Raw genomic sequence first — 22,114 nt, 5'->3', positions numbered from 1 at the left:
AGACTTCTTCTTAAAACTTGCTTCTAGTCAAACAAGTGCAAAGAACATAGGAAAGCGCGAGGAAGCGCAGTGTATAAGAAGTACATGAGCATCTTTAGCAAAGGCAGTGACAAAGCAATTGCTTGACTGGAACAACGTTTGAAGAAGAAATCTAATATTATATCTTCTTGGCAGCAGATATAGCATAAGTGACTAAGGTGCTGACAATTTAATTGTATTAAAAACAGCATCATAAAGAGTATCAAATAAATCTATAGTTTTTCTAATTTCATTTTTTATCTTAAACCAGTAATGCTCTATAGGATTTAAATCAGGAGAGTAAGTTGGTAAAAATAATATGTAACAACCCACAGATTCAATTAACTCTTTCACTTTAGGATTCTTATGGAAGTTAATGTTATCCATAACAACAGTTTGTCCAGGTTTTAATTCTTTAATTAACATCTCCCTAATATAAGCTTCAAAGACCTCTTTATTGCAATTACCCTCAAATATTACGGGAGCAATAAGATTACAATTACAAAGACCAGCTATCATACTTATTCTAGTTTTATGTTGATACACCTTTTCCCCATAGCACCTTTCTCCTAAAATACTACAACCATATCCTTTACAAGCATTATCTTCTATTCCAGATTCATCAAGATATACTATTTTATCTCTTGTGATGGTTTTTATCTTTTCAATAAATTCATGTCTTAACGGAATATCTCTTTTCGGATGAAGATGAGTTTTTTTTATAGCTATAACCAAGTTTTTTTATCGCCTGTAAGATCGTTGTAGGTGATATATTACACCACTTCTTTGCTAGTTCTTTTGATGTCATAGCAATATTTAATTCAAAAAATTCTTTAAAATCTTCTAGATTTTTGATCTTATGACTGTGACCTTTTTGATAACCACTTGCTGCTTTCAAAGAACCGTGCTTATCTTGCAGAATTTTCCACTTATAGATAGTATCACGACTCACTCTAAATAGTTTACTCACTTTAGTGATTCTTGCACCATTTTCTAATGCTTCTATTACTCTTACCCTAAGTTCTATTGGATATGCTCTTGCCATAATTTTATGCTTTTTATTTCATACTCACTTTTTATATCTTAATTCCTAACTTTTGTCAGTATCTTAGTCACTTATGCTATACTGTGTATTTTTTAGAAAATTTAAGATGAGATTTGAGTTTAGCTGTACTAGTGATAAGACTTTGAAAGACTTGTATTGAAACTACTGTTTCACTACTTGTATTTCACGCACGAGCTACAAATTATAAAATACTTGGCAGCTCACATAAACTGTTTTGAAAACTGAGTCATGAGCAGCTTTCTTAAAATTTTCGAAATATAAAATTCAACGATTTTTGCATAGCAGAAGCCTCACAAAGGGCTTGTGTGTTGTGTTAAGACTTTGATGGCATGATTTTTAGAGTATATCGCAGGTCAATGAAGCATTGGTATTAACAATAAAAAGTCACTTGAAATATCTTGGATTTTCAATCTTTCAGTGTTACATCTCAATTTTGAGATGTGTTAATGCACTGTAAAGTGATAAGTCTGGAAGTAATGTGTACTTGGAACTCCATTCGAATAAGCAAGTATCATAATGAAAAAGCTTATATACATGATATCATCAGAAAACTAGTGCTTTCTTAATAACAAAAGAATGCGAAACATAATTACATGTCTGAATTCGCAAAATCGACATAGTATGTTGCTTAAATATAGGAGTAACGATGAAAATACTATTAATAATGTCACAAAAGCCAAGTGATACCTACAATCTAAATAATTTTAGTTGTACTGTCACACTTTTGTTTTTCTACTATACATTTCATGTTTGGAGATTTTGCCATGCACTATCACGATAGTCAGCTAGTCTTAAATACTTTAGATCCCACTTATCTACAGCTCTGCACAACATTATTTTTCTCCGGGCTAGCAGGTAGTTTCTCACACTGTATATGGATGTGTGGCCCTATAGCAATCAGCCAAATGAGTATGCGCATGATGCTTATACCAAATTCTCAGATGTCAGAATTGAATAAAATCAAAAGCGCAGCAGCGGCACCTTACTACATTGGTAAAGCCATAACTTATTCGATCCTCACACTTTTCGCTTCAATAATATCTATACATTTTAGATCTTATCCATTTTTCCAGTACTTTGGAGCTTTAGTACTTTGTCTAGCTATGTTTTTTTTCATAAAATCTGGAATTAGTGCAGCGCTATCTGTGATATCAGAAAGTGTATATTCTAAAGGCCTTAGTCAATATATAGGACGTACGGAAATTTCCAGCATGCGCAGAGCAATAAAATTTCTAGAAGCTAGTCTTGTTAATAAAATCTCTGTAAAACACATAAGCCCTTATAATATCAAAGGTCTTATTCTTGGTATGATACTTGGTCTCATCCCTTGTGGACTGGTTTATGCAAATATAAGTCTTGCTCTATCTGCAACAGATAATTCTTTACTTGCGGCATGGGCTATGTTCATTTTTGGTATTGCAACAATTCCAGGACTGTTCATTGTTTCATATATAGGCAGTAGCATGTTCGAAAAATACAAGAAAGCATTTTCTTTATTGCATATGTGCGCTATGTTTTTTAACACATATTTGCTAGTAGTTTACATCATGAGGATATTAAATTAGAAAATTTTCTCTATGATGCGAGCATATAGCGCTCTTGATCGACGATTATAAATTTAGTACAATCCATAAGTTGCTTTTATAAAACATTCTTGAACATAATTTGATATGCTTATAAGTGGACAGAAGAAGCTCAATTTAGCTGCTAAACTGATTCAATCGCGACTCTTAGCTGTTGCGTTCTTTATCATTGTTTTGCACTATTCTACAGCAGTTGCTCTGCTAAAAGTTGGAGTCAATGAAGGAAATGCTGAACCTATGCCAATAGCAATAGATTACTTTGATGGACAAACTTGGGAAGAAAAAGATATTGGCAGAGAAATACATGACGTGATAGTAAATGACTTGCAAGGATCTGGACTATTCAGAGCAATAGATAGAGCGGCTTTCCTAGAAAGACCATCAATGTCACAGCGCCCAAATCTATCAAATTGGCGTAAGATAAATGCTACTGTTTTAGTAGTGGGTTCTGTAAGTATTACAGGTGATTACGCGAAAGTGCAGTTCAAAGTTTGGGATCCATATGCAGCAAAACAAATTGAAGGAATAGAATATAAGTTTGGCCGTTCTATGTGGAGAAAATATGCTCATAGAATTGCTGATGTTGTTTATAACAAACTAACAGGAGAATCTGGATATTTTGACACCAAGGTATTATTCGTATCTGAATCTGGCCCCGCTTATAAAAAAGTCAAAAAATTATCTATTATGGACCAAGATGGTGCAAATTATAGAGTTTTGACTGATGGAAAGTCAATTGTTATCACCCCAAGATTTGATTCTAAGAGTAGACATGCTATTTACGTCGGATATTATGGAAAAAGAACACATATATACATGCTAAACCTGGCAACTGGAGTACAGAGGCTAGTTGGACATTTACCAGGGATTGCATTCGCTCCCAGATTCTCACCTGATGATTCTCATGTTATATTTTCTATTGCAATGAATGGTTCAACTAGTATATATGAAATGAACCTTTATACAGGTTATGTACGCAGATTGACTGGTGACATAGGAACAATTAGTACATCCCCTTGCTATTCACCAGATGGAAAGCATATAACATTTAGCTCTGACATGAACGGTAAGCCTCAGATATATGTCATGAATAGAGATGGAAGCAATGTCATGAAGATCAGTCAAGGCGCAGGTTCTTATAATACTCCTGTTTGGTCTCCTAGAGGTGATTTTATAGCTTTCACTAAAAAGGAAGAAGGAACTTTCTATATAGGTGTTATGAGAATGGATGGAAGTGGTGAAAGACTTCTTACAACAAGCTGGATGGACGAAGGCCCAACTTGGTCACCAAATGGAAGAGTGATAATGTTTACAAGACAAAAGCCAAATGGAGCTTCTAATCTATATGCAATAGATCTAACAGGATATAATGAAAGATTGATGTCGACACCGATGTATGCATCGGATCCATCATGGTCCTCCTTGCTGCATTAATCTTTCATAAGTTGCTTATATACTTCTGATAAATGATGAGTTGGTGTTGCATTAGCAGGCGCTGCCCCGAAAGTGCATATTATCAATACATCACAAGCAGTCTTTAAGAGGCGCTAATTTTGACAAGTATGACTAGTATACCAATTTTCATATGAAACCTGACATAATTTTTTAGTAATTAAAAGATGTACGTAGGAGTAATGGGTTATCAAGGTGCAGGGCATCTGCATATAACCACACTTAAAACGCTTGGGCTTAAATGTTGCTATGTCAGAAGCAAAGATGATTTTAGGCAAGATCTTGATGCTTTAATAATGCCAGGTGGAGAAAGCTCAGCTCAGTATAAATACTGCATTGAACATGATATTTTCGACGAAATAAAGAATTTTGCTAAGGCTGGAAAAATCATTCTTGGTACATGTGCAGGCCTAATATTACTATCATCATATAAGTCACAGCTTGTGAATGGAATTGGTCTTCTAGATCTTGAAGTTGAGCGCAACTGTTATGGCAGACAAAACGCAAGTGGTGTGATGTTATCTGACAGTGGACAGCAAGTGTCATTCATTAGAGCACCTGGAATAACTTCTCTAGGAAAGAAAGTAAGGGTTATAGATACATATAATGGCAGTCCAATTTTCGTCTCACAAGCGATTCCTGGATCCGCAAAACATACCATATATGGCGCAACATTTCATCCAGAAATACCTATAGATTCAAAAATCAGCAATTATTATACCGAACTATTTTATCATTAATCCAAACCATTACTCCAAGGGAACAAACAGCTAGTCCGCCAAAAATTTATATACGTTATATACGCAAACAAATCAATTTTTGTGGAGAAGTGAAATGTGCAAAAATTAGCCTAGGATTCGGCGGCATTGTGGCATTGCTAACTAAAGATAGATGTCAGCAAGTCTTTTTAAGATGGAATTGAAGATCATATCTATGGCCTTGCTGTAACGTTTGGTTTTACGATGAAACCTGGCTAAATAGTGCCGTATTAATGAGTTGAATGATTCCACTAAAGACGTTTCTGCCTTAGTAGAATAGTGCTTTTTAGCAATCCTAAATTTTTCACAAACGTCGTAATGGTCACTGCATGATATCTCTATCTCGTAGCTACTTTGTAATCGCATGGCAATCGGAAGATAGGATTGTTGCACTTCGTTTTAGAATGCAAGCGTACGAGTAAGACCTTGAGCTTCTGCATCTGCTTTAATTTGTAGTGATATTTTATCATTTTAGCACTTGCTGAATGCTTTTAAGCACTGGACTAGCTAACCCAAGTATCAAAAAACAAGCCAATTAAACACATTTAAAAAATCTTGCAAATTCTATGAAATCTTGCATCACTTTATTATTATGTTCAAATGGAACTTGAGTCGTCCCAAGTATATAGTCATATATTACACTATCTTCCATTTCCAATAATTTGGAATATAGCAATAGATCTCCTTCTGAAAAGTTATTTAATCTAGATTTGATATATCCTTCCATAATTATGTCAAGTTCTTTACATCCTCTATGCAAGCTTCTATAAAGGCATAACTTTCTTAGATCCTTTTGCTCTATACTAAGATGCATTGGTATATACCTCTGGTAAATGAAGAGTTGGTATTTAACTTACACACATACGAAATTAGACTTCAAAAAGCGCTAGGAAGGACTTGTGTGGTAATTTAGTATCACAATGCGCTAATTTGAAAAGTATGATTAGTATATAATTTCCAAAATAACGACGTTCCTATACTACTTTGCTTATGCGTGTATAAAAACATATTTTAAAACTTTATCGCTCTAAATCAATAAGCATGAGACTATAAATCCTATAAAACCGCATTATGGATTAAGCCAGGTTGCCAGAATATAGATAAATTTGTAACAACAATCGAAACCTACCAATAGACCTCTTTCGAAACTAGCTTCTAGCAGAGAAATGGCAGGAGATTTAGGCCGTAAGAAAGGACTGGAGTGTATTTGATAACATTGAGGATCCGAGCCACGAAATCAACGCACCAGTTCTCACAAGGAAGTAGAGTTTCGAAAGAGGTCTAATGAAAAAAGATATCACAAATTTATTTTTCAGCTCAAACATTCAAAGCATAGGTCACCAGTCAATGCTTTTATTCATATCATTTCTACTTTAATTGCTTTATCAATTAAAGGCTAAAAATCACTCTATTGCTAATCCATAATTCGTGTTTTAAATAAAAATAAATAAAGGTTAAAGCTTAGCTATATAACCTGTACTTCTCTATATTGCTTATACAATCTTGCATATGCTCCAGATTTTTCTAGCAGTACTTTATGAGTTCCATGCTCTACGACTCTTCCATCTGCAAACACATATATTATATCGGCAGTTTCTATAGTAGACAACCTATGAGCTATAACAATTGTGGTGCGCCCTTTTTTTAGATAATCCAATGCTGATCTAATCTGTTTTTCTGAGATTGCATCCAGAGCACTAGTTGCTTCATCTAACATTAAGATGGGTGCATTCTTCAATATAGCTCTTGCTATAGCAATTCTTTGACGTTGCCCCCCGGATAATTTTATACCACTTTGCCCGATCTGTGTATTATACCCAAGCTGCGTGTTTATTATGAAATCATGTGCAGCAGCAGCTGTCGCAGCTTCAATAATTTCATTGTAACTAGCATTCAGCCTTCCATACCTAATATTTTCTAATATGGTATCATCAAACAACGCTACATCTTGGCTAACAAGCGCGATTGAATTGCGCAAAGAAGAGATTTTTATATTTTGTATATCGATTCCATCTATTGTGATCAAACCGGATTCTGCATCATAAAGTCTCTGAAGAAGACTAAGAACCGTAGATTTTCCAACGCCAGACTCTCCAACGAGCGCAACAGTTTTTCCTTCTGGTATATCCATATAAAAACCATCAAGAATTTTTTGCTCTGATTTATATGAAAAATGTACATCATGAAATTTGATGTTGAAACTTTTAAAGTTCGCATTTTGCTTGTTTGGATCACTTACTATCTCTTGTTTAGCATCCAAAATCACAAACAATCTTCTAGAAGCTGCAAGACCACTTTGAAATACTGAATTTAGTTTTGAAACTATTTTCAGAGGTCTATATGACATCAAAAGTGCCGCTATAAATGAGAAGAAAGCTCCTGGCGTTGTAGAGCCACCTATCACTTGAGAGCCACCATAACATATAACAACAACAATTGCTATGCCACCAAGTGTATCCATGATAGGAGAAGATGCTGACTCTATATAAACACCCTTATTATAGAGATCCAAAAACCTCTGCATTGCCTTCTTTGCTCTTGCAATTTCATACTCCTCTCTACAGTATGATTTAATAATTGATGTATTTTGAAAAGTTTCATCAAGCCTTATTATAAAGCGACCAATTTCTTCTTGCATACTATATGCAATTTGATGCATTTTTTTTCCAAGTTGTATTATTGGATAAAAAGCCATGGGAAATATAAAGAAAGCTATTAATGCCAGGCTCACACTTTGATAAAACATAATGCATATTAAGCCTATAATAGTAAGAAATTCTTTTGATATCCCCGTTAAAACTTCAGCAACACTACGCTTCATTGCATTTATATCACTAGTCATATGAGAGACTAGATGACCTGAAGAATATTCTATCAAGAATTTTGTATCAGCATACATCAAGTGTGAATAAAGATGTAGCTGTATATCAGCTAATATCTTCTGTTCAGTTCTTTTGATAAATACGTCTTCATAAAAAGAGGCAATGCCTTTAACTACGCTATTTAGAAAAACTATAGCTGGTATAATATAAAGCATCTTGATTTCTTTTTGTACAAAGATACTGTCTAATATAGGCTGTATCAACCATGCTTGTACAGCTGTAGTACAAGCTACTACTATCATACAGAAGATCGCCATCAAAAGTTGTGATGAGTATGGTTTTATGTAACTATGAAATAGTCTACTAAGAAGATAGGCAGTGCTCTCATAATTTTTCTCTGTATTTTGTAACATTGCTTAAAATGCCGCATTTTATTCTGTTATTTTCTTCCATATTTTTTTAAGTATTGAGCTATCATCCGTAGTGATAACGTTGCCTGTTGATCTTTTCGAAACATCAGCTTCAACTATACCATGCGGCTTATATCTGTTGCCGGCTTGATATTGCGGTCTAGGTAAAAATTTGCGTCTTCTATCCCTATTGCGTTTATCAACAATTTTGCCAACTACTGCTGTATTATTAGAGCTATCTGAAGAGTTTTCTATTTCTGCAATAGTGTTTACTTTGTCTTGTGCTTTTTCTATGGCACGTGCAGTACTATCAGAATTTTGTGGATTATTGCCATATTGATTGGGATTAATCTTTCTCTTTTTAGGCCCTTTCTTTTTGGATTTTTCGCCTAAGTTTTGTTTGTTTTCGGTTTCCTCTACATTTATTGCCTCTATTTGTGGAGTGCTGTAATCAAGGAAAGACATAGGCCCAGCCTGTTTTATGTTATTCACTTTTCTTTCTATGAAAAAGCCATCAGCACCAGCTGACTCATCTATCTGAACGTGAACATTAATATTGTATTTTTGCTCAATAGATAATATCTCACGGCGCTTTGTATTCAATAGATGCATAGCAAGATCTCTAGAGGTCATTACTTCAATTGTCTGACATTGTTCTTCTGTAATTTCTCCCTCTATCGCCCTTAATATCGCAATAGCAGTTGCATTCAGCGGTCTAATTCTTCCCCTGCCACTACAGTATGAACATTCTAGGAGATGTGTTTCAGTAAAGCTTTGTTTTAGATGTTGTCTTGACATCTCAAGCAGTCCAAATTCGCTTATCTTCCCTATTTGCACTCTAGCTCTATCGTGTGCAGTCGCATCCTTAATCGCTCTTTCAACGGCTTTTCTATGATCAAATTCATTCATATCTATGAAGTCGATCACAATCAGGCCTGATAGATCTCTAAGTCTTAGCTGTCTTGCAATTTCAGTGGCAGCCTCAAGATTTGTTTTTAAAGCTGTATTCTCTACACTTCTTTCAGCAGTTGATTTGCCTGAATTTACGTCTATTGCAACTAAAGCTTCAGCTTGGTTGATAACTATATAGCCACCAGAGTGAAGAGAAACTCTATTATCATAGAGGCTTGCTAGTTGCTCTTCAACTTTATACTTGGTAAAGATCGGCACATTATCTTGATATTGCTTCAATTTTCCAATGTATTTTGGCAGTATACCACTCATGAATTCAAGCGCATTTTCATATACTTCATTGCCTGAAACAACTATTTCATCTACCTCAACGCTGTAAAAATCTCTTATTGCCTTACGTACAACATTACTTTCTTCATAAATAAAAGCAGGTGTACTAGCAGATGATGCATGGCTTTTGATGCTATTCCACAGTTTTTTTAAGTAGCCAAAATCTCTCTTTATATCGATCTTTGCTCTATATTCACCAGCAGTTCTGATAATCACACTTAAGTTGTTGTTTTGCTCACGCAATTCATAAGCAAGGCTTTTAAGGCGTTCTCTTTCGTCCGTATCAGAGATTTTCCTAGAGACACCAATAGACTGAGCAGCATTAGGCATCACAATACAATAACGCCCTGATAGCGTTATGTATGTTGTCATACTAGCTCCTTTATTGCCTCTTTCTTCCTTTAATGCCTGTACCAGGAGCACTTGATCTTTCTTTATTACATCTTGTATCTTATACTTGTGATGCACAACTGGTTTCAGCAAAATATCTGTCTTGCTACCTGCTGAATCTTCCTGTTGACTTTTAACTTTATTTGTAGACTCTATAAGCTCCTTTTTTTCTGCGGCCGGTAACTGGTAATACTCGCAATGTATATCTTCAAATGGTAAAAACCCTTGTTTCTCTGCTCCGTATTCCACAAAGGCTGCCTGTAAAGATGGTTCTATTCTGGTTACCTTAGCTAGATATATATTTCCCTTTATAGATCTCTTTTCTCTGCCTTGGTATTCAAAAGCTATCACCAAACCATTATCTACAACAACTAGCCTAATTTCATCTTTATAAGATGCATCTATTAGTATTTTTCTCGACATTATTTATTTCATTATTACATAATTTGTTTGTTCATAAATGAACTATCAGTTTATGAGTAGTTAAAGATGTGCTTTTACACTACTCATTATGCTCGTTTTCTGCACCATATCGAATAAGGATATCAAAATCTCTGCGAGACGAATATGTACATAAACAGCTCTTTATAAAAGCGGTAGTAGAGCCATATCAGTGGACAATATAAAGTAAGAAAAGCTTTAAATAATTAACATCACAACATTGTAAGCTGGGTATTTTATACTTCATAAATGATTTTAACCATAAAAAGCTAGTGTTATACTTCTCAAGTATTTCAGAACAACAACTAAAATCACTGGCTTTAAGATAAGATCTTTAAAAAGCAACCATAGTAACAATATTATATGCCAAGAAGCATGTTCTCTATAATCTCATTTATTATGGCCTTTGCGCGCCCACTTTTTACTAGCAGTGTCATATATTCTGCTCTTGCGGTATTTTCGATGCCATTCCCAGATTTATAATTATTCTACAAACGACCACAGGCTAATTTGCGCAAATTATTACATGCAAATCAAATCGATTTAACAGAAATATTTTATTACACCTTGACAACATATCATTATACCACTAAGGCAATTGTCAAAAACAAGTTTTAGCTTACTCACAACGCTGTAAACAAAAATCAGCTATGCTTTTTTGCACATACTTAGTATTTCAAATTACACTTACCCCTTGTTAATTTCAACCAATCCGCTAAATGCTTTGTATATCGAGTACCATAAGACCTAGCTCAACACATACACAACCAAAAGCAAAATAATATTGTTTATGCTATAAAGCTCTTTATAAAACCAGTTTTGCCTATGTCTCATTCAAGCATTTTTTAAACTAAAACTACTAGAATCAGAACACGTAAAAGTGCTTAAATATACCAACACATAAATCGATATTAAAATGTAAGCAAAGCAACACACCGAAGAATCACAACAATTTGCCTGTCCAATCAGCCGTAACGCCACTATTTATTTCATTCAGCCTAGCACCCTCATAGGACCATATTTAACATGTTCTAACGAAATGATATATAAGAATTTTTCTAAATAAATAAATTAGTACTAAAATGCCTCACACTCCAGCCAAGTGAAAATAAAATGCTTTGCTAAAATATAGAAAAAATATTGCTAAATGTAGAGCTGATTGGAGTCTAACCGTATGTGCTAGATCATGTGACAGATAGCATTTTCGACTTTCTTGCTCCATAGCCTTTGTACTCAAAGTACGACATTAAATGTAACTCCAAGCACACTGCAGAATAGCCGGGAAATTCCGCATTACAGTATAGTTTTACGAAATATTTCATACAAGTACACATTGCACGACACTGTCATCCTAAATATCCTGCAGCTACATAAATTTTTGACATGCATATAACTACATCATTTTTGATACAATATGGCGTATGGCGCCGCAGGAATGGCAGCATGTTTACATATTACCTAGGAGAAGGCATGATGTGCGCTATAAATTCGATATTTTATAATATTAATCTCAGTAATATATTATTATTTGAGATCTTTATATGTTATTGTTATACTTACAGCGTGCTACACACTTGTTATTACTGAATCTTGTGTTAAAGAATATAGCTGATTACATGTTGGGTAATAATGACTTCGCCCATAGAGATCAAAAAGAGCACAGAGAGCAGAACGATCTGCTATCTTCCGTGGCAGACGGCGCGGTATCTGGCATTGTATTAGCTGAAGCATTCTTGACTTTCGCCCCTACCAGCGTAGTTGAAAAAAGTCTTGCAATCGGTATAGCGGGAGCTGGACTTCCTCAAGTTTTAAGTAACAATTCAAGCGATAATACAACGACAACTATCTCTGCTGCGTTGTATATATCTGCGATAATCACGGCAAAACATGTGATAAAATATAAGGCAGTAGATATTGCAAGTTACCTAATATCTCCTGGACATCTAATGACTTTTTGTTTAGGAGGTGCTGCGGCATATGCAGCACATGATGTATACAACAATACAGCTTTGGATGCTATGCGCTTAGCATACAAGGCGTCTCAAGGATGTATTAATGTTGCAGCATATGAGGTATATGATTTTGGTGAGAAGTTGCCACGTATATCAGGAGCATTAATAGAGGCTTTTGATAGTTTTTTGTCAGACGTAATGTCATACTTTATACATGAAAAAGTAGAGCATGAAGATATGGTGTTAGATGTATATCTCTGATAAATGAGTAGTTAGTATGTGCGCTAAAAGTCTCAGAAGGGGCACGAAATGATGTTTATAGTATCAAAATGGTGCTTTAAATCCGTAAGAAAATGTTATCAATTACTACCGGCTAAAGCGCGGTAGTTTGTGTAACGCTTGCAAAGCAGATTAAAAGCGTAAACGCTAAAACTCTGATATTCTAAAATCATCTTTTTTGTGATGTTCCTCATGCTGTTCTATATATTTTTGCACTTCTTCTGAATTCACATTGCCAACTGTCACAACAAAATACCCTCTGGCCCAAAGATGTTGCCCACAATACCGCTTACGGAGCAGTGCAAATTCCTGTAGCAACTTACGACTACTTATACCTTTAATATATTGCACAGCTTTAGATATTGATATACTAGGCGGAACCAATGCTAATATATGTACGTGATCAGGACTCATACTGCCACTAATTATATTTATGTAATTAGCAGCACATATTTCTCGGATTACTTCCCTAGTTCTAATCGCAACTTGCCCAGTTAAAACTCTATACCTATACTTAGTACAAAATACTATATGATACTTTAGGTCATATAGGCTGTGGGATCATCTCCTATATTCCATTCGTCCTCCCTTAGCACATTTCCTAGATAACTAATACTAAAGTGTTCGCCTAAAGGCGAGGGTCTTAACCATATCACATATAACTACATAAAAGACCAAAAAACCTTACAGATTTTGTGAAAGTAGTGTTTGCTTAGGCGCATGAGCAATTAATATATCCAAAAATTAGCGTAGAGCCGAGTTCCGTGCTAACTTTTGTATATTTAACTTCTCCACAAACATTGATTTGCGCAGCAAATCAATGTTTGGCAGAGGGACTATCTGCACATCGTTACAGATCATAATGAAGCAACACGTCGCTATCATCATAATGCTCTTGTTCATCAAGAATTGAACGCGCATTATCTTGCGATTGTGGTTGTGTGTTATACGAAATTGCTTGTTCAATTTGCGCACTGTGATCAGATGTGTAGAACAGATTAATAGTGTCTGTTTGCTCCTGTGTTGTTTCAACAATGTTAGTGTAACCTTTTTCTATGGCCATACGAAGCGGTGCCTTGCCGTCTTTATCCTTTATTTCTAAAAGCGCTGCAGCTTTATCATCAGTCGCAGAAACTATTGCTTTAACAACATCAGCATCCTCTTTTGCTACAGCAGTACGAAGCGGCGTATCATCATATTTATTTTGTGTTTTTAAAAGTTCTATAGCTTTATCGCCAGCTACAGCAAGCATTTCTTTTACAATATCAGTGCGGCCTTGCGAAACAGCGATATGAAACGGCATATCACTACAATTACTTTGCATTTTTAAAAGTTCTATAGCTTGATCACCAGCTGCAGAAAGCATTGCCTTAACAATCTCAGCATCCCCTTTTGCTACAGCAGTACGAAGCGGCGTATAACCATATTTATCTTGTGTTTTTAAAAGTTCTATAGCTTTATCGCCAGCTACAGCAAGCATTTCTTTTACAATATCAGTGCTGCCTTGCGAAGCAGCCAAATGAAGTGGCGTATAAAGTGTGGCAACACCAAACTGTAATGACGATGTCTGTTGTGTTTGTAATAATTTCATTGAATCTACGCCTTCTGCTGAAAGCATCACCTTAATAATATCCTGCATGTTATGATAAATTGCAAGTTCAAGCGCAGTATTACTATTTTCATTTTGGATTTCTAAAAGTTCTGTAGCTTTATCACCAACTGCAGAAAGTATTAGTTTAGCAATAACAACCTTGTTTTCTATCGTATCAGCATCAGTTCTCACCGCAGCAATATGAAGCGGTGTATAGCCTTTTTGTGCCATCTGTGATAATGTCATTGCGTCTACATCTTCCGCAGAAAGCATTGCTTGAACAATATCAACGCTGCCATTTACAATTGCAAGCCCAAGCGCGGTAAATCCATGCTCATCTCTAATTGATAAAAGCTCTTGAGCTTTATCCTCAGCTGCGGCAAGTATTATTTTAACAATATTAGCGTTGTCTTGCGAAGTAGCGATATGAAGTGATGTTTGACATAATTTCTTTGCATACAATAAGTTTAGCTTATTATCCTGTTGCAATATTTCTTCTACTAGCGAAATATTACCTTCGTGAATTGCATGATGCAGGTCATCGTGACTTATGCAGGTCATCGTGACTTAAATTACCGACGCTTATTTTTGTCTTAGACATATATGTAACTCCATCAAGAATTGAAAGATACGTACTTTAAGATATGCTTTTAAGTTGCATATACATTACATAAATTCAACATATGTAACGCATTATTAGTTGTGCGGGATAAGGCAGCAAATATATCGAGTGACGTGCAGTCTAACATTCGTATCTTAAGCGTGCAATGAGAAAATATCTTATCTATTCAGCTATTCGCAAAGTAATTTTAGTATTCTAGCATGTTGTCATGTGATATAAGAAACTTTGTTGAACTTATGTTTAATATAAGAAAATGTTCTATTAGCGAATGTAAATTTAAAGAATTAATTGAGCCAGCCGTTCATATTAAGAGGGCAAGAAAAAATGGGAGGGCAGTATTATGGCACCGTTAACAGTACCATCTACTAGAAGTAGAATTTTTAGCAGATATATTTAATTGCATAGACCACTGTTTGCATCTAAACTCAAAAATCATTATTGACGATTTAGATAGGCCTGATACAAAATTTAGCATATCTATTTTTTGCAATTTTTTCTGCTAGACTTTCGGTGCATCAGCTAATCTTGAAAGAACGTAACAGTCTCATCATATAAAGGTATTTTAGTTTGCGAGTTCTACATTTTGTATTTCAAAAGTAGATTCTTCCAAATTATATATCCACCTATAATAAACATTGGAAATGTAACTAGCTGCCCCATAGTAAAGTTTTCTAGTATGAAGCCTATGTGAGAGTCTGGCTCTCTATAATTTTCCACTATACTTCTCGCTAAAGCATATAATATTAAAAAAATTCCAGATGTTAAACCACTCCTATCTCTGATAGCTTTATAAGAAAAGCAAAGGTTTAACAGGAAAAATAATCCCACTCCTTCCAAAAGCGCTTCGTATATCTGGCTAGGGTGTCTTGGAGCTCCGCTAGTTCCTGGAAAAACTACCGCCCATGGAACATCTGAGATTCGGCCATATAACTCCGCGTTGATAAAATTTGCTATACGACCAAAAAAAAGACCAATTGGTGCAGTGCAAGCTATCAAATCCGTTATATGAAAAAAATTTAGTTTATGTATTTTGGAAATTATATAAAGTGCAATAATGATTCCGATAAGACCACCATGAAATGACATACCGCCATCCCACGTTTTTAATATATTAATTGGATTTTCCACTATAATAGTTGGCATATATATTATAACATAACCAACCCTGCCTCCTATTATAACACCCAGGACACAATACGTAGCTAAGCTATCAAGAACACTCGTAGTTAAATCTTCGTAATTATATTTGCGGCTTAGCATTTTTATAAAATAATATCCGATTATAAAACTAATCATGTATGCAAAGCCGTACCACCTTATCTCCAGCGGACCAACTGTAAACATTATAGGATCTATATTTGGAAAGAGAAGCATATGTTAAAAAGATTTACTTTTAAAAAATCTGTGCGTTTATATAACAAAATCTGTTTATTATAACGAAACATTCTACTGGTCGATAGATGCATCCTAAATAAGTATATGTTTATAGGTTACTATACTTATTATATTTCAAAAAATTGCGTCGTTAACACGCTTCTTATCTATTCTGTATACATCACACCAACTCTTCGTTCATAAAACTCTTTTTGAGGCCCCACTTCATATATAGCACCGTTAACAAAATCATTGCGTAAGCCTTTTTTGCTTAACTTTCCATATTACTTCGTTAATTTCTTTACAAATATGTAAAAGTATATTACGCGCAGAAATTAACTTGTACTCTAAAAAATCAGGCTCAAAAACCTTTACATAAGTACTTGGTTAATAGTGCAATACATAATAAATATAAACTATTCATTGATAATAAGTATATATCTCTCTAATACATGAAGAGTTGATATTGAACTTGTACACATACGAAGTTAGATCTCAAAAAGAGCTAAGAAGAACTAAGGGAGCATGCATATAATCAATATATAATGAGTGATCTTTCACGCGTCAATTTTGAAAAGTGTGACGAGTATACGTATAGTATTTATTTTAATATGATAAGAGCATAGTAAAGATATCATACTCAATGCTGCGTTATAAGTGCAGATCATGTTCTAAATTTTGTTGAGGGCGATCTGGGCAAGAAGCCTCAAACAGCTGTTAAGAAAGCATTATGCGTTATGCTATATAGTCTTGGTAATGGCTCTTTTTCTATGTTATGCAAGATATTATGGCATTCGCCGTCCATAATTTATCGCTGGGTAGTAGAGGCGATGGGCAAGACTCAGGAGCCAGTTGTCTCTTCGGATATTATGGAGATGGAATTCGACGAGATGTGGCATTTTATTGGTTTAAAAAAACAAGCTTTGGATCATTAAGGCAGTTGATCGTAGTACAAGGAGAACATTTGCCTGGGTTACAGGCAATCGTGATACTGCAACATTCCAAAAGCTCTACAACAAAGTGAGTCATCTGAAAGAATGTCATTTTTATACGGATGATTGGGATGCTTTTTCTAAAATTTTACCCAAAGAGCGTCATACAATTGGAAAGTCTGGCACAGTATGTATCGAGAGAGATAATAGCAACACGCGACATCATTTATGCCGAATGACACGGCGCACTAAAATCGTTTCTAAAAAAGAGTCAATGGTATACAGATCCATCAAGCTTTGGTGCGCTCTTACTATTACACAAATATTCAAACAATATCAAGAACAGCTCTTATCTATCTTTATGTGAAAACTCTCAATTTTTCATTGGTAAGCTTCGATTATTGTTACAAACTTATCTTTACCTACTTATCCATATTCTGGCAATTTTGCTTAATCTATAATTCTGGTTACTATATAAGATGAGTTGTTAATTATTTTATGATTAGCCCACAATATATGTAAAAATTGAGTTATGAGTGGCTTTCCTAGTTAAATGTGCCGCAAACACTACTTTCACAAAATCCGTAAGGTTTTTGCGTTTATTATAACATTTTATTACGGATTTAAAGCGCTATTTCATGCTTGTCCCGAGACCACTTTTGACGCGCATTATTCAATAATATAGCTAAAGCTCTATAAAACATGCATGGCAAACGAGCACTTAAAATAAAATTTTATTCACTTGAAATATGCAATATAACTCTACTTTAGGCGAGAGGCTGACTATTAAATATTTAACAGAGATTTTGACTTAATCAATTTTGAAGAGTATCACTAGAATATCATAATAACTTCTAGACTTTTAAAGCATGTTTATATTGATGATCTTGTAAAACTGAATTTATTATACTTCCATACCAATGGCACGCTTGTATATATCAAGAAGTTCTTCTTGCTCACTCAACTTACTCTGATCCATTTGCCTTTCTCTTATAATCTGTTTCATAATTTTTGTATCCAGACCAGATGATTTAGCTTCTGCATAAACATCTTTTATTAGATCAGTAACTTGCTTTTTCTCTTCCTCCAGCCTCTCTATTCTTTCTATATATTGCTTTAGAGTTGATCCTGAAATTCCACCAATCACTATGTTATTCATATAATGTATTGTAAATTATTATTTTATCAGCAGCATTATAATTCTTTTCACTATTTACAGCAAATTATAAAACGTGCTTTTGTAATATTTTTTCATTAAGTACTTTCCTATAACCATGAGTACAGCAGCAGTTGGTACAGCAATTAGAACACCAGTAAGACCAAACATATTACCGCCAAGCAGTAAAAAGAAAACTATAAATACAGGATGCAGACCTGTTTGATCACCTATTAATTTTGGTGTAAGAAACATTCCCTCAAGTAATTGTCCAATTGAAAAAATCAATACTAGAATGCCAAAAGACTTTAGAGTCCCTATCTGCAATACAACAATAATTGCAGATGTAATAAAACTAGCAACTGGACCAAGGTAAGGTACAAAAACTGAAAAACCACTCATTATGCCAAGAGCTATTTTAGTATCGACGCCTAAAATGTAAAATCCAATTGTGTAATAAACAGAAAGAATAGATGCTACATAGAACTGCCCACATAAATAAGAAAAAAGCGCATTATTTATATCAGATAGTATTTCACATACTTCGTTCCTATATCTTTCTGGAATGATATTATTTAAAAAACTTTTTATCTTTTCTAAATCCTTCAATATAAAAAATGTGATAAAAGGTGCTATTAAAATGTAAGATATAGTATTGAATATAGTCATGCTAGACTTTATTACACCCTTTGTTAACCATCCAGAAATAGTAAAAAATTGTCCCATTGTTTCCTTAATTCCAGATTTTAATATATTCCCTAGCTCAGGAAATGTATCGCCTATATATGTAAGAGCATATGATACATATTGATTTTTCATTATTGAATTGTAAGAAGGTATATAACTCCCAACCACAACTAGCTGTCTATAGATCATAGGAATCACCGAAAAGCATATAACAATCAAAAATATGAAAAATATAGCTATCACAAGAATTCCAGAATATTTTCTTTTTATTCTTAAAACAGAAGACAACTTCTCAACTATAGGATTGAGTATATAACAAAATACCATAGATAACACAAAAGGTGTAATCACAGGCAAAACAAGCCACACAGCCGCAAGAAACAGCAGAGCAAAGCATGTAACTGCAACAATATTACTACTTTTTGTCATATTTCAGCTTTTATTGTATTAAAATGTAGATTATTAAAAAACTTCACTTCTCAAAGTTAAACTTATTACGGAAAAAGAGATATAAGCTGAGAAATTAGCCGGCTCTATTCTTTCTTAACACTTATCACAGTAATAAATACTAATTTCAAAACAACTTCTTTAGATATAAGCTGAAAATAACATTTTTTATTCTAAATTCTTATATTTATTTAATGCTTCACTCATTAAAAACTTTTCAATATTACAACTAATGTTATAACTTAATATTATTTTTGTTATTTAATTTTTACTCCTATATATTGTTCTTTATTTTCTGTTTGAGAGATTTATTTAAATATTTCAACACTTTTATTTACATATTCTGACTACCGGCAACATACATATTTTGAAAATTTGTAGTTTCATTATCAAACCTTAAGAAACAGTTTCCTGTTGGTCCATTTCTCTGTTTTGCAACTATTATTTCCGCAATATGCTTAACTGCATTTACCTTTTCCTGCCATTCCATGTTCTCCTGATTATCAATTGGAGTCTTTTTATCTAAATAATACTCCTCTCTATATAAAAACATTACAACGTCTGCATCTTGCTCTATGTTTCCGCTGTCCCTTAAGTCAGAAAGCTGTGGTTTTTTGTCAACTCTAAGCTCTACTGCTCTTGATAATTGCGATAAAGCTATAACTGGAATATCAAGCTCTTTTGCTATTTCCTTAAACCCTTGTGAGATCTCTCCAATCTGTTCAACCTTACTCCTGTTTTGAGAGGCGCTTGAGGGTCTCACAAGCTGAAGATAATCAACTATAAGAAGCCCTATGTTATGTTGACGCTTCATTCTCCTTACTCTACTTTTTATAGTAGATATTGAAAGAGCTGGTGTATCATCTATAAAAATAGGTAATTCTTTTATGTTACCAGCTTCGTAGATTAAATTTTTTAACTCATCTTTATTAAATTTTCCTGTTCTTATTCTCTTCCCTTCAAGCCCAGTTTTGATAGATAAAATACGATTTACAATTTGCTCAGCAGACATTTCAAGAGAAATTATGGCAACAGATTTCTTTTTTTCATTCTCTCCATCTTCACTTAATTCATTGACAAAAAATTCTGCTGCATTCAATCCTATCTTGATTGCAAACGCTGTCTTTCCCATAGAAGGCCTTGCAGCAACTATTAATAAATCAGAGGATTGCATTCCACCTATTAACTCGTCTAGCTTATCAAATTTTGTAGGTATTCCTTCAAAAAGCCTTCGATTTTTTGATAAATATTCAATCTTATGTATAGAATTTGATATTGAAGTATTGATATGTAAAAAATCATATTCCCTAGTACCTACAGATGCTAGATTGAATAGCTCATGCTCAACTTTTTCTATTCTATCATTAATTGAGATATCTAAATCATCTTTATAAGAGGTATTTACTACATCCTCACCGACTCTTATTAATTCACGTCTAACTGCAAGTTCATGTATTAAAACAGCAAGATCGCGCACATTTAATATTACTTGAGCGTTTGTGACAAGCTTTACAAGATATTCATAAGGACTTATTCCAGAAACTTTAAATACTTCATCGTCTTCCAAAAACTTTTTTAAACTCAGTGGATTAGCACTTATTCCTTTCTCAGAAAGCCTTTCAATCATGCTATATATTTTAGCATGCAATTCATTGAAGAAATATTTAGGCAAGAAGAAGCTATTTATTTGATCTATTTTTTCATTATCATTTAGCAGTGCACCTATTAGAGCTTGCTCCGCTTCTTCATTGCTTGGCATTGTTCTAATTACAGGCGAATTCATTAGCAAAATATAAAATTAAAATTTATCTAATTACCTTCTATAGCTACGCACTAAATCAATAAGATATTCTACATTTTCAGTTGGAGTATTTTTTAGAATTCCATGGCCGAGATTAAATATAAAACCACCGCAAGACATTTTTTCTAGTATCAAATCAGCTGCAGATTTAATATCACTTTTTTCGCAAAGGAGCAATACATTATCCATATTCCCTTGTAATACAAAATTATTATGCAGCTCATTTAGTGCCCAATCTAAAGGTATTGTATGATCTATAGCTATGCAATCTGGTGATACTTCATAAGCATATCTTTTATATAAAATGCCAGATCCTTTTGGGAAACAGATTATTGGAATTTCAGGAAACTCAAGTTTAACCTCATGCACTATTCTTTTTGAAGGAGAAATCACCCACTTTTCAAACTCAGCTTCTGGAAGAACTCCAGCCCAAGAGTCGAACAACTTTACTACAGAAGCTCCATTTTTTATTTGACCTTTTAAATAATAGATTGTGATTTCTGTTAGTAAATCTATAAGCTTTGCAAAATCATTTTTATTTTTGTATGCAAATTTTCTCACTTCAGTAAAGTCTTTATCTTTTCTTGAATCAATCATATAACATGCAACAGTCCATGGAGAACCAGCAAAGCCTATTAACGCTTTTTCAGGAAAATTTTTATTCAGTTCTTCTCTAACTAAAGCTATAGCAGAAAAAATTTTAGAGAATACCTCTTCTAAATCTTTATACTTAGTTTTTAACGCACTTATATTTGATTCGTTAATGAGTGGTGTAATCTGCGGTCCATATTCTTCCACAAAATCAACGTTTAAGCCCATAGCCTTTGGTAAGATTAGTATATCCGAAAATATTATAGCAGCATCCAAGTCAAATCTTCTTAAAGGTTGTAATGTTGCTTCAAGCGCAGCGTTTTTATTCAAACAAAACTCTATAAAGGAACTAAAGCCTTTCCTCAAAACAAGATATTCAGGAAGGTATCTTCCTGCTTGTCTCATAAACCATATTGGTATTTTATTCGTCTCTTTTTTTCTTAGAACATCTAATAATATATTCATAATAACTGATTCTTTATATATATGTTGTAGTAACA

17 protein-coding genes and 1 pseudogene are annotated in these 22,114 nt (G+C 34.0%); 6 read left to right on the top strand and 12 right to left on the bottom strand.

Features of this window, described 5'->3' with window-relative positions; genetic code table 11:
• Positions 1 to 192: 192 nt before the first annotated feature.
• Positions 193 to 1,063 (bottom strand): IS630 family transposase gene (locus tag AACK98_RS00090; RefSeq protein WP_339040258.1). Its coding sequence is split into 2 segments (ribosomal slippage): positions 193 to 738 and positions 740 to 1,063, totalling 870 coding nucleotides; the frame shifts between segments, so codons are not numbered across the junction.
• A gap of 767 nt (positions 1,064 to 1,830) precedes the next feature.
• Between AACK98_RS00090 and AACK98_RS00085 the strand changes: the two genes are divergently transcribed.
• The 3 genes from AACK98_RS00085 (at position 1,831) to pdxT (ending at position 4,859) form a co-directional block, all read left to right on the top strand.
• Entirely contained in the window at positions 1,831 to 2,649 is an 819-nt protein-coding gene (locus AACK98_RS00085) for a sulfite exporter TauE/SafE family protein (protein ID WP_339041345.1), read from the top strand.
• A 105-nt stretch (positions 2,650 to 2,754) separates the two neighbouring features.
• Positions 2,755 to 4,101 (top strand): Tol-Pal system beta propeller repeat protein TolB, encoded by a 1,347-nt coding sequence (tolB, locus tag AACK98_RS00080; RefSeq protein WP_339041343.1) that lies wholly within the window; start codon positions 2,755 to 2,757, stop codon positions 4,099 to 4,101.
• A 185-nt stretch (positions 4,102 to 4,286) separates the two neighbouring features.
• Positions 4,287 to 4,859, top strand: a complete 573-nt coding sequence (gene pdxT, locus AACK98_RS00075) for a pyridoxal 5'-phosphate synthase glutaminase subunit PdxT (RefSeq protein WP_339041341.1) — start codon at positions 4,287 to 4,289, stop codon at positions 4,857 to 4,859.
• Positions 4,860 to 5,000: 141 nt separating this feature from the next.
• Here the strand turns inward: pdxT and AACK98_RS00070 are convergent, their stop codons facing one another.
• From AACK98_RS00070 to AACK98_RS00055, 4 genes are all read right to left on the bottom strand, one after another.
• On the bottom strand, positions 5,001 to 5,270 hold the full coding sequence (locus tag AACK98_RS00070; RefSeq protein WP_410519987.1) for an IS1 family transposase: 270 nt from the start codon (positions 5,268 to 5,270) through the stop codon (positions 5,001 to 5,003).
• A gap of 142 nt (positions 5,271 to 5,412) precedes the next feature.
• Positions 5,413 to 5,691, bottom strand: a complete 279-nt coding sequence (locus AACK98_RS00065) for a succinate dehydrogenase assembly factor 2 (protein ID WP_339041339.1) — start codon at positions 5,689 to 5,691, stop codon at positions 5,413 to 5,415.
• Positions 5,692 to 6,342: 651 nt separating this feature from the next.
• A complete protein-coding gene (locus AACK98_RS00060) occupies positions 6,343 to 8,016 on the bottom strand; it encodes an ABC transporter ATP-binding protein (RefSeq protein ID WP_339042703.1) in 1,674 nt (557 codons plus the stop codon).
• 114 nt (positions 8,017 to 8,130) lie between these two features.
• On the bottom strand, positions 8,131 to 10,164 hold the full coding sequence (locus AACK98_RS00055) for an Rne/Rng family ribonuclease (protein ID WP_339041337.1): 2,034 nt from the start codon (positions 10,162 to 10,164) through the stop codon (positions 8,131 to 8,133).
• A 1,610-nt stretch (positions 10,165 to 11,774) separates the two neighbouring features.
• Here AACK98_RS00055 and AACK98_RS00050 point away from each other — a divergent pair.
• The gene (locus AACK98_RS00050) at positions 11,775 to 12,395 is read left to right on the top strand and encodes a hypothetical protein (protein WP_339041335.1); all 621 of its coding nucleotides are present in this window, start codon (positions 11,775 to 11,777) and stop codon (positions 12,393 to 12,395) included.
• A gap of 165 nt (positions 12,396 to 12,560) precedes the next feature.
• On the opposite strand, the pseudogene tnpA reads toward AACK98_RS00050, so the two are convergent.
• From tnpA to lgt, 3 genes and pseudogenes are all read right to left on the bottom strand, one after another.
• Positions 12,561 to 12,962 (bottom strand): annotated as a pseudogene (gene tnpA / locus AACK98_RS00045) (IS200/IS605 family transposase); the annotation flags it as partial.
• A gap of 301 nt (positions 12,963 to 13,263) precedes the next feature.
• Complete coding sequence (locus tag AACK98_RS00040; RefSeq protein WP_339041333.1) at positions 13,264 to 14,565, bottom strand: ankyrin repeat domain-containing protein; 1,302 nt, start codon at positions 14,563 to 14,565, stop codon at positions 13,264 to 13,266.
• 637 nt (positions 14,566 to 15,202) lie between these two features.
• Complete coding sequence (gene lgt, locus AACK98_RS00035; RefSeq protein WP_339041331.1) at positions 15,203 to 16,000, bottom strand: prolipoprotein diacylglyceryl transferase; 798 nt, start codon at positions 15,998 to 16,000, stop codon at positions 15,203 to 15,205.
• Positions 16,001 to 16,775: 775 nt separating this feature from the next.
• Here lgt and AACK98_RS00030 point away from each other — a divergent pair.
• Both AACK98_RS00030 and AACK98_RS00025 read left to right on the top strand, forming a co-directional pair.
• Positions 16,776 to 17,024: a hypothetical protein gene (locus AACK98_RS00030; protein ID WP_339041329.1), complete on the top strand. Its 249-nt coding sequence runs from the start codon at positions 16,776 to 16,778 to the stop codon at positions 17,022 to 17,024.
• Positions 16,928 to 17,299 (top strand): IS1 family transposase, encoded by a 372-nt coding sequence (locus AACK98_RS00025; RefSeq protein WP_339042701.1) that lies wholly within the window; start codon positions 16,928 to 16,930, stop codon positions 17,297 to 17,299. Before AACK98_RS00030 ends, AACK98_RS00025 begins: the two co-directional genes overlap by 97 nt.
• A 537-nt stretch (positions 17,300 to 17,836) precedes the next feature.
• On the opposite strand, the gene AACK98_RS00020 is transcribed toward AACK98_RS00025, so the two are convergent.
• The 4 genes from AACK98_RS00020 to hemE all read right to left on the bottom strand — a co-directional run bounded on the left by AACK98_RS00020 (position 17,837) and on the right by hemE (position 22,079).
• Complete coding sequence (locus tag AACK98_RS00020; RefSeq protein WP_339041327.1) at positions 17,837 to 18,091, bottom strand: DUF2312 domain-containing protein; 255 nt, start codon at positions 18,089 to 18,091, stop codon at positions 17,837 to 17,839.
• A gap of 54 nt (positions 18,092 to 18,145) precedes the next feature.
• Complete coding sequence (locus AACK98_RS00015; RefSeq protein ID WP_339041325.1) at positions 18,146 to 19,204, bottom strand: AI-2E family transporter; 1,059 nt, start codon at positions 19,202 to 19,204, stop codon at positions 18,146 to 18,148.
• A 352-nt stretch (positions 19,205 to 19,556) separates the two neighbouring features.
• The gene (locus tag AACK98_RS00010; RefSeq protein WP_339042699.1) at positions 19,557 to 21,005 is read right to left on the bottom strand and encodes a replicative DNA helicase; all 1,449 of its coding nucleotides are present in this window, start codon (positions 21,003 to 21,005) and stop codon (positions 19,557 to 19,559) included.
• A gap of 30 nt (positions 21,006 to 21,035) precedes the next feature.
• Entirely contained in the window at positions 21,036 to 22,079 is a 1,044-nt protein-coding gene (gene hemE / locus AACK98_RS00005) for a uroporphyrinogen decarboxylase (protein ID WP_339041323.1), read from the bottom strand.
• Between the last annotated feature and the right edge of the window lie 35 nt (positions 22,080 to 22,114).

Source organism: Candidatus Lariskella endosymbiont of Hedychridium roseum (genome assembly GCF_964020185.1).
Taxonomy (GTDB): domain Bacteria; phylum Pseudomonadota; class Alphaproteobacteria; order Rickettsiales; family Midichloriaceae; genus Lariskella.
The sequence above is the reverse complement of the archived record's forward strand: the minus strand, read 5'-3'. Positions and strand labels throughout refer to the sequence as shown.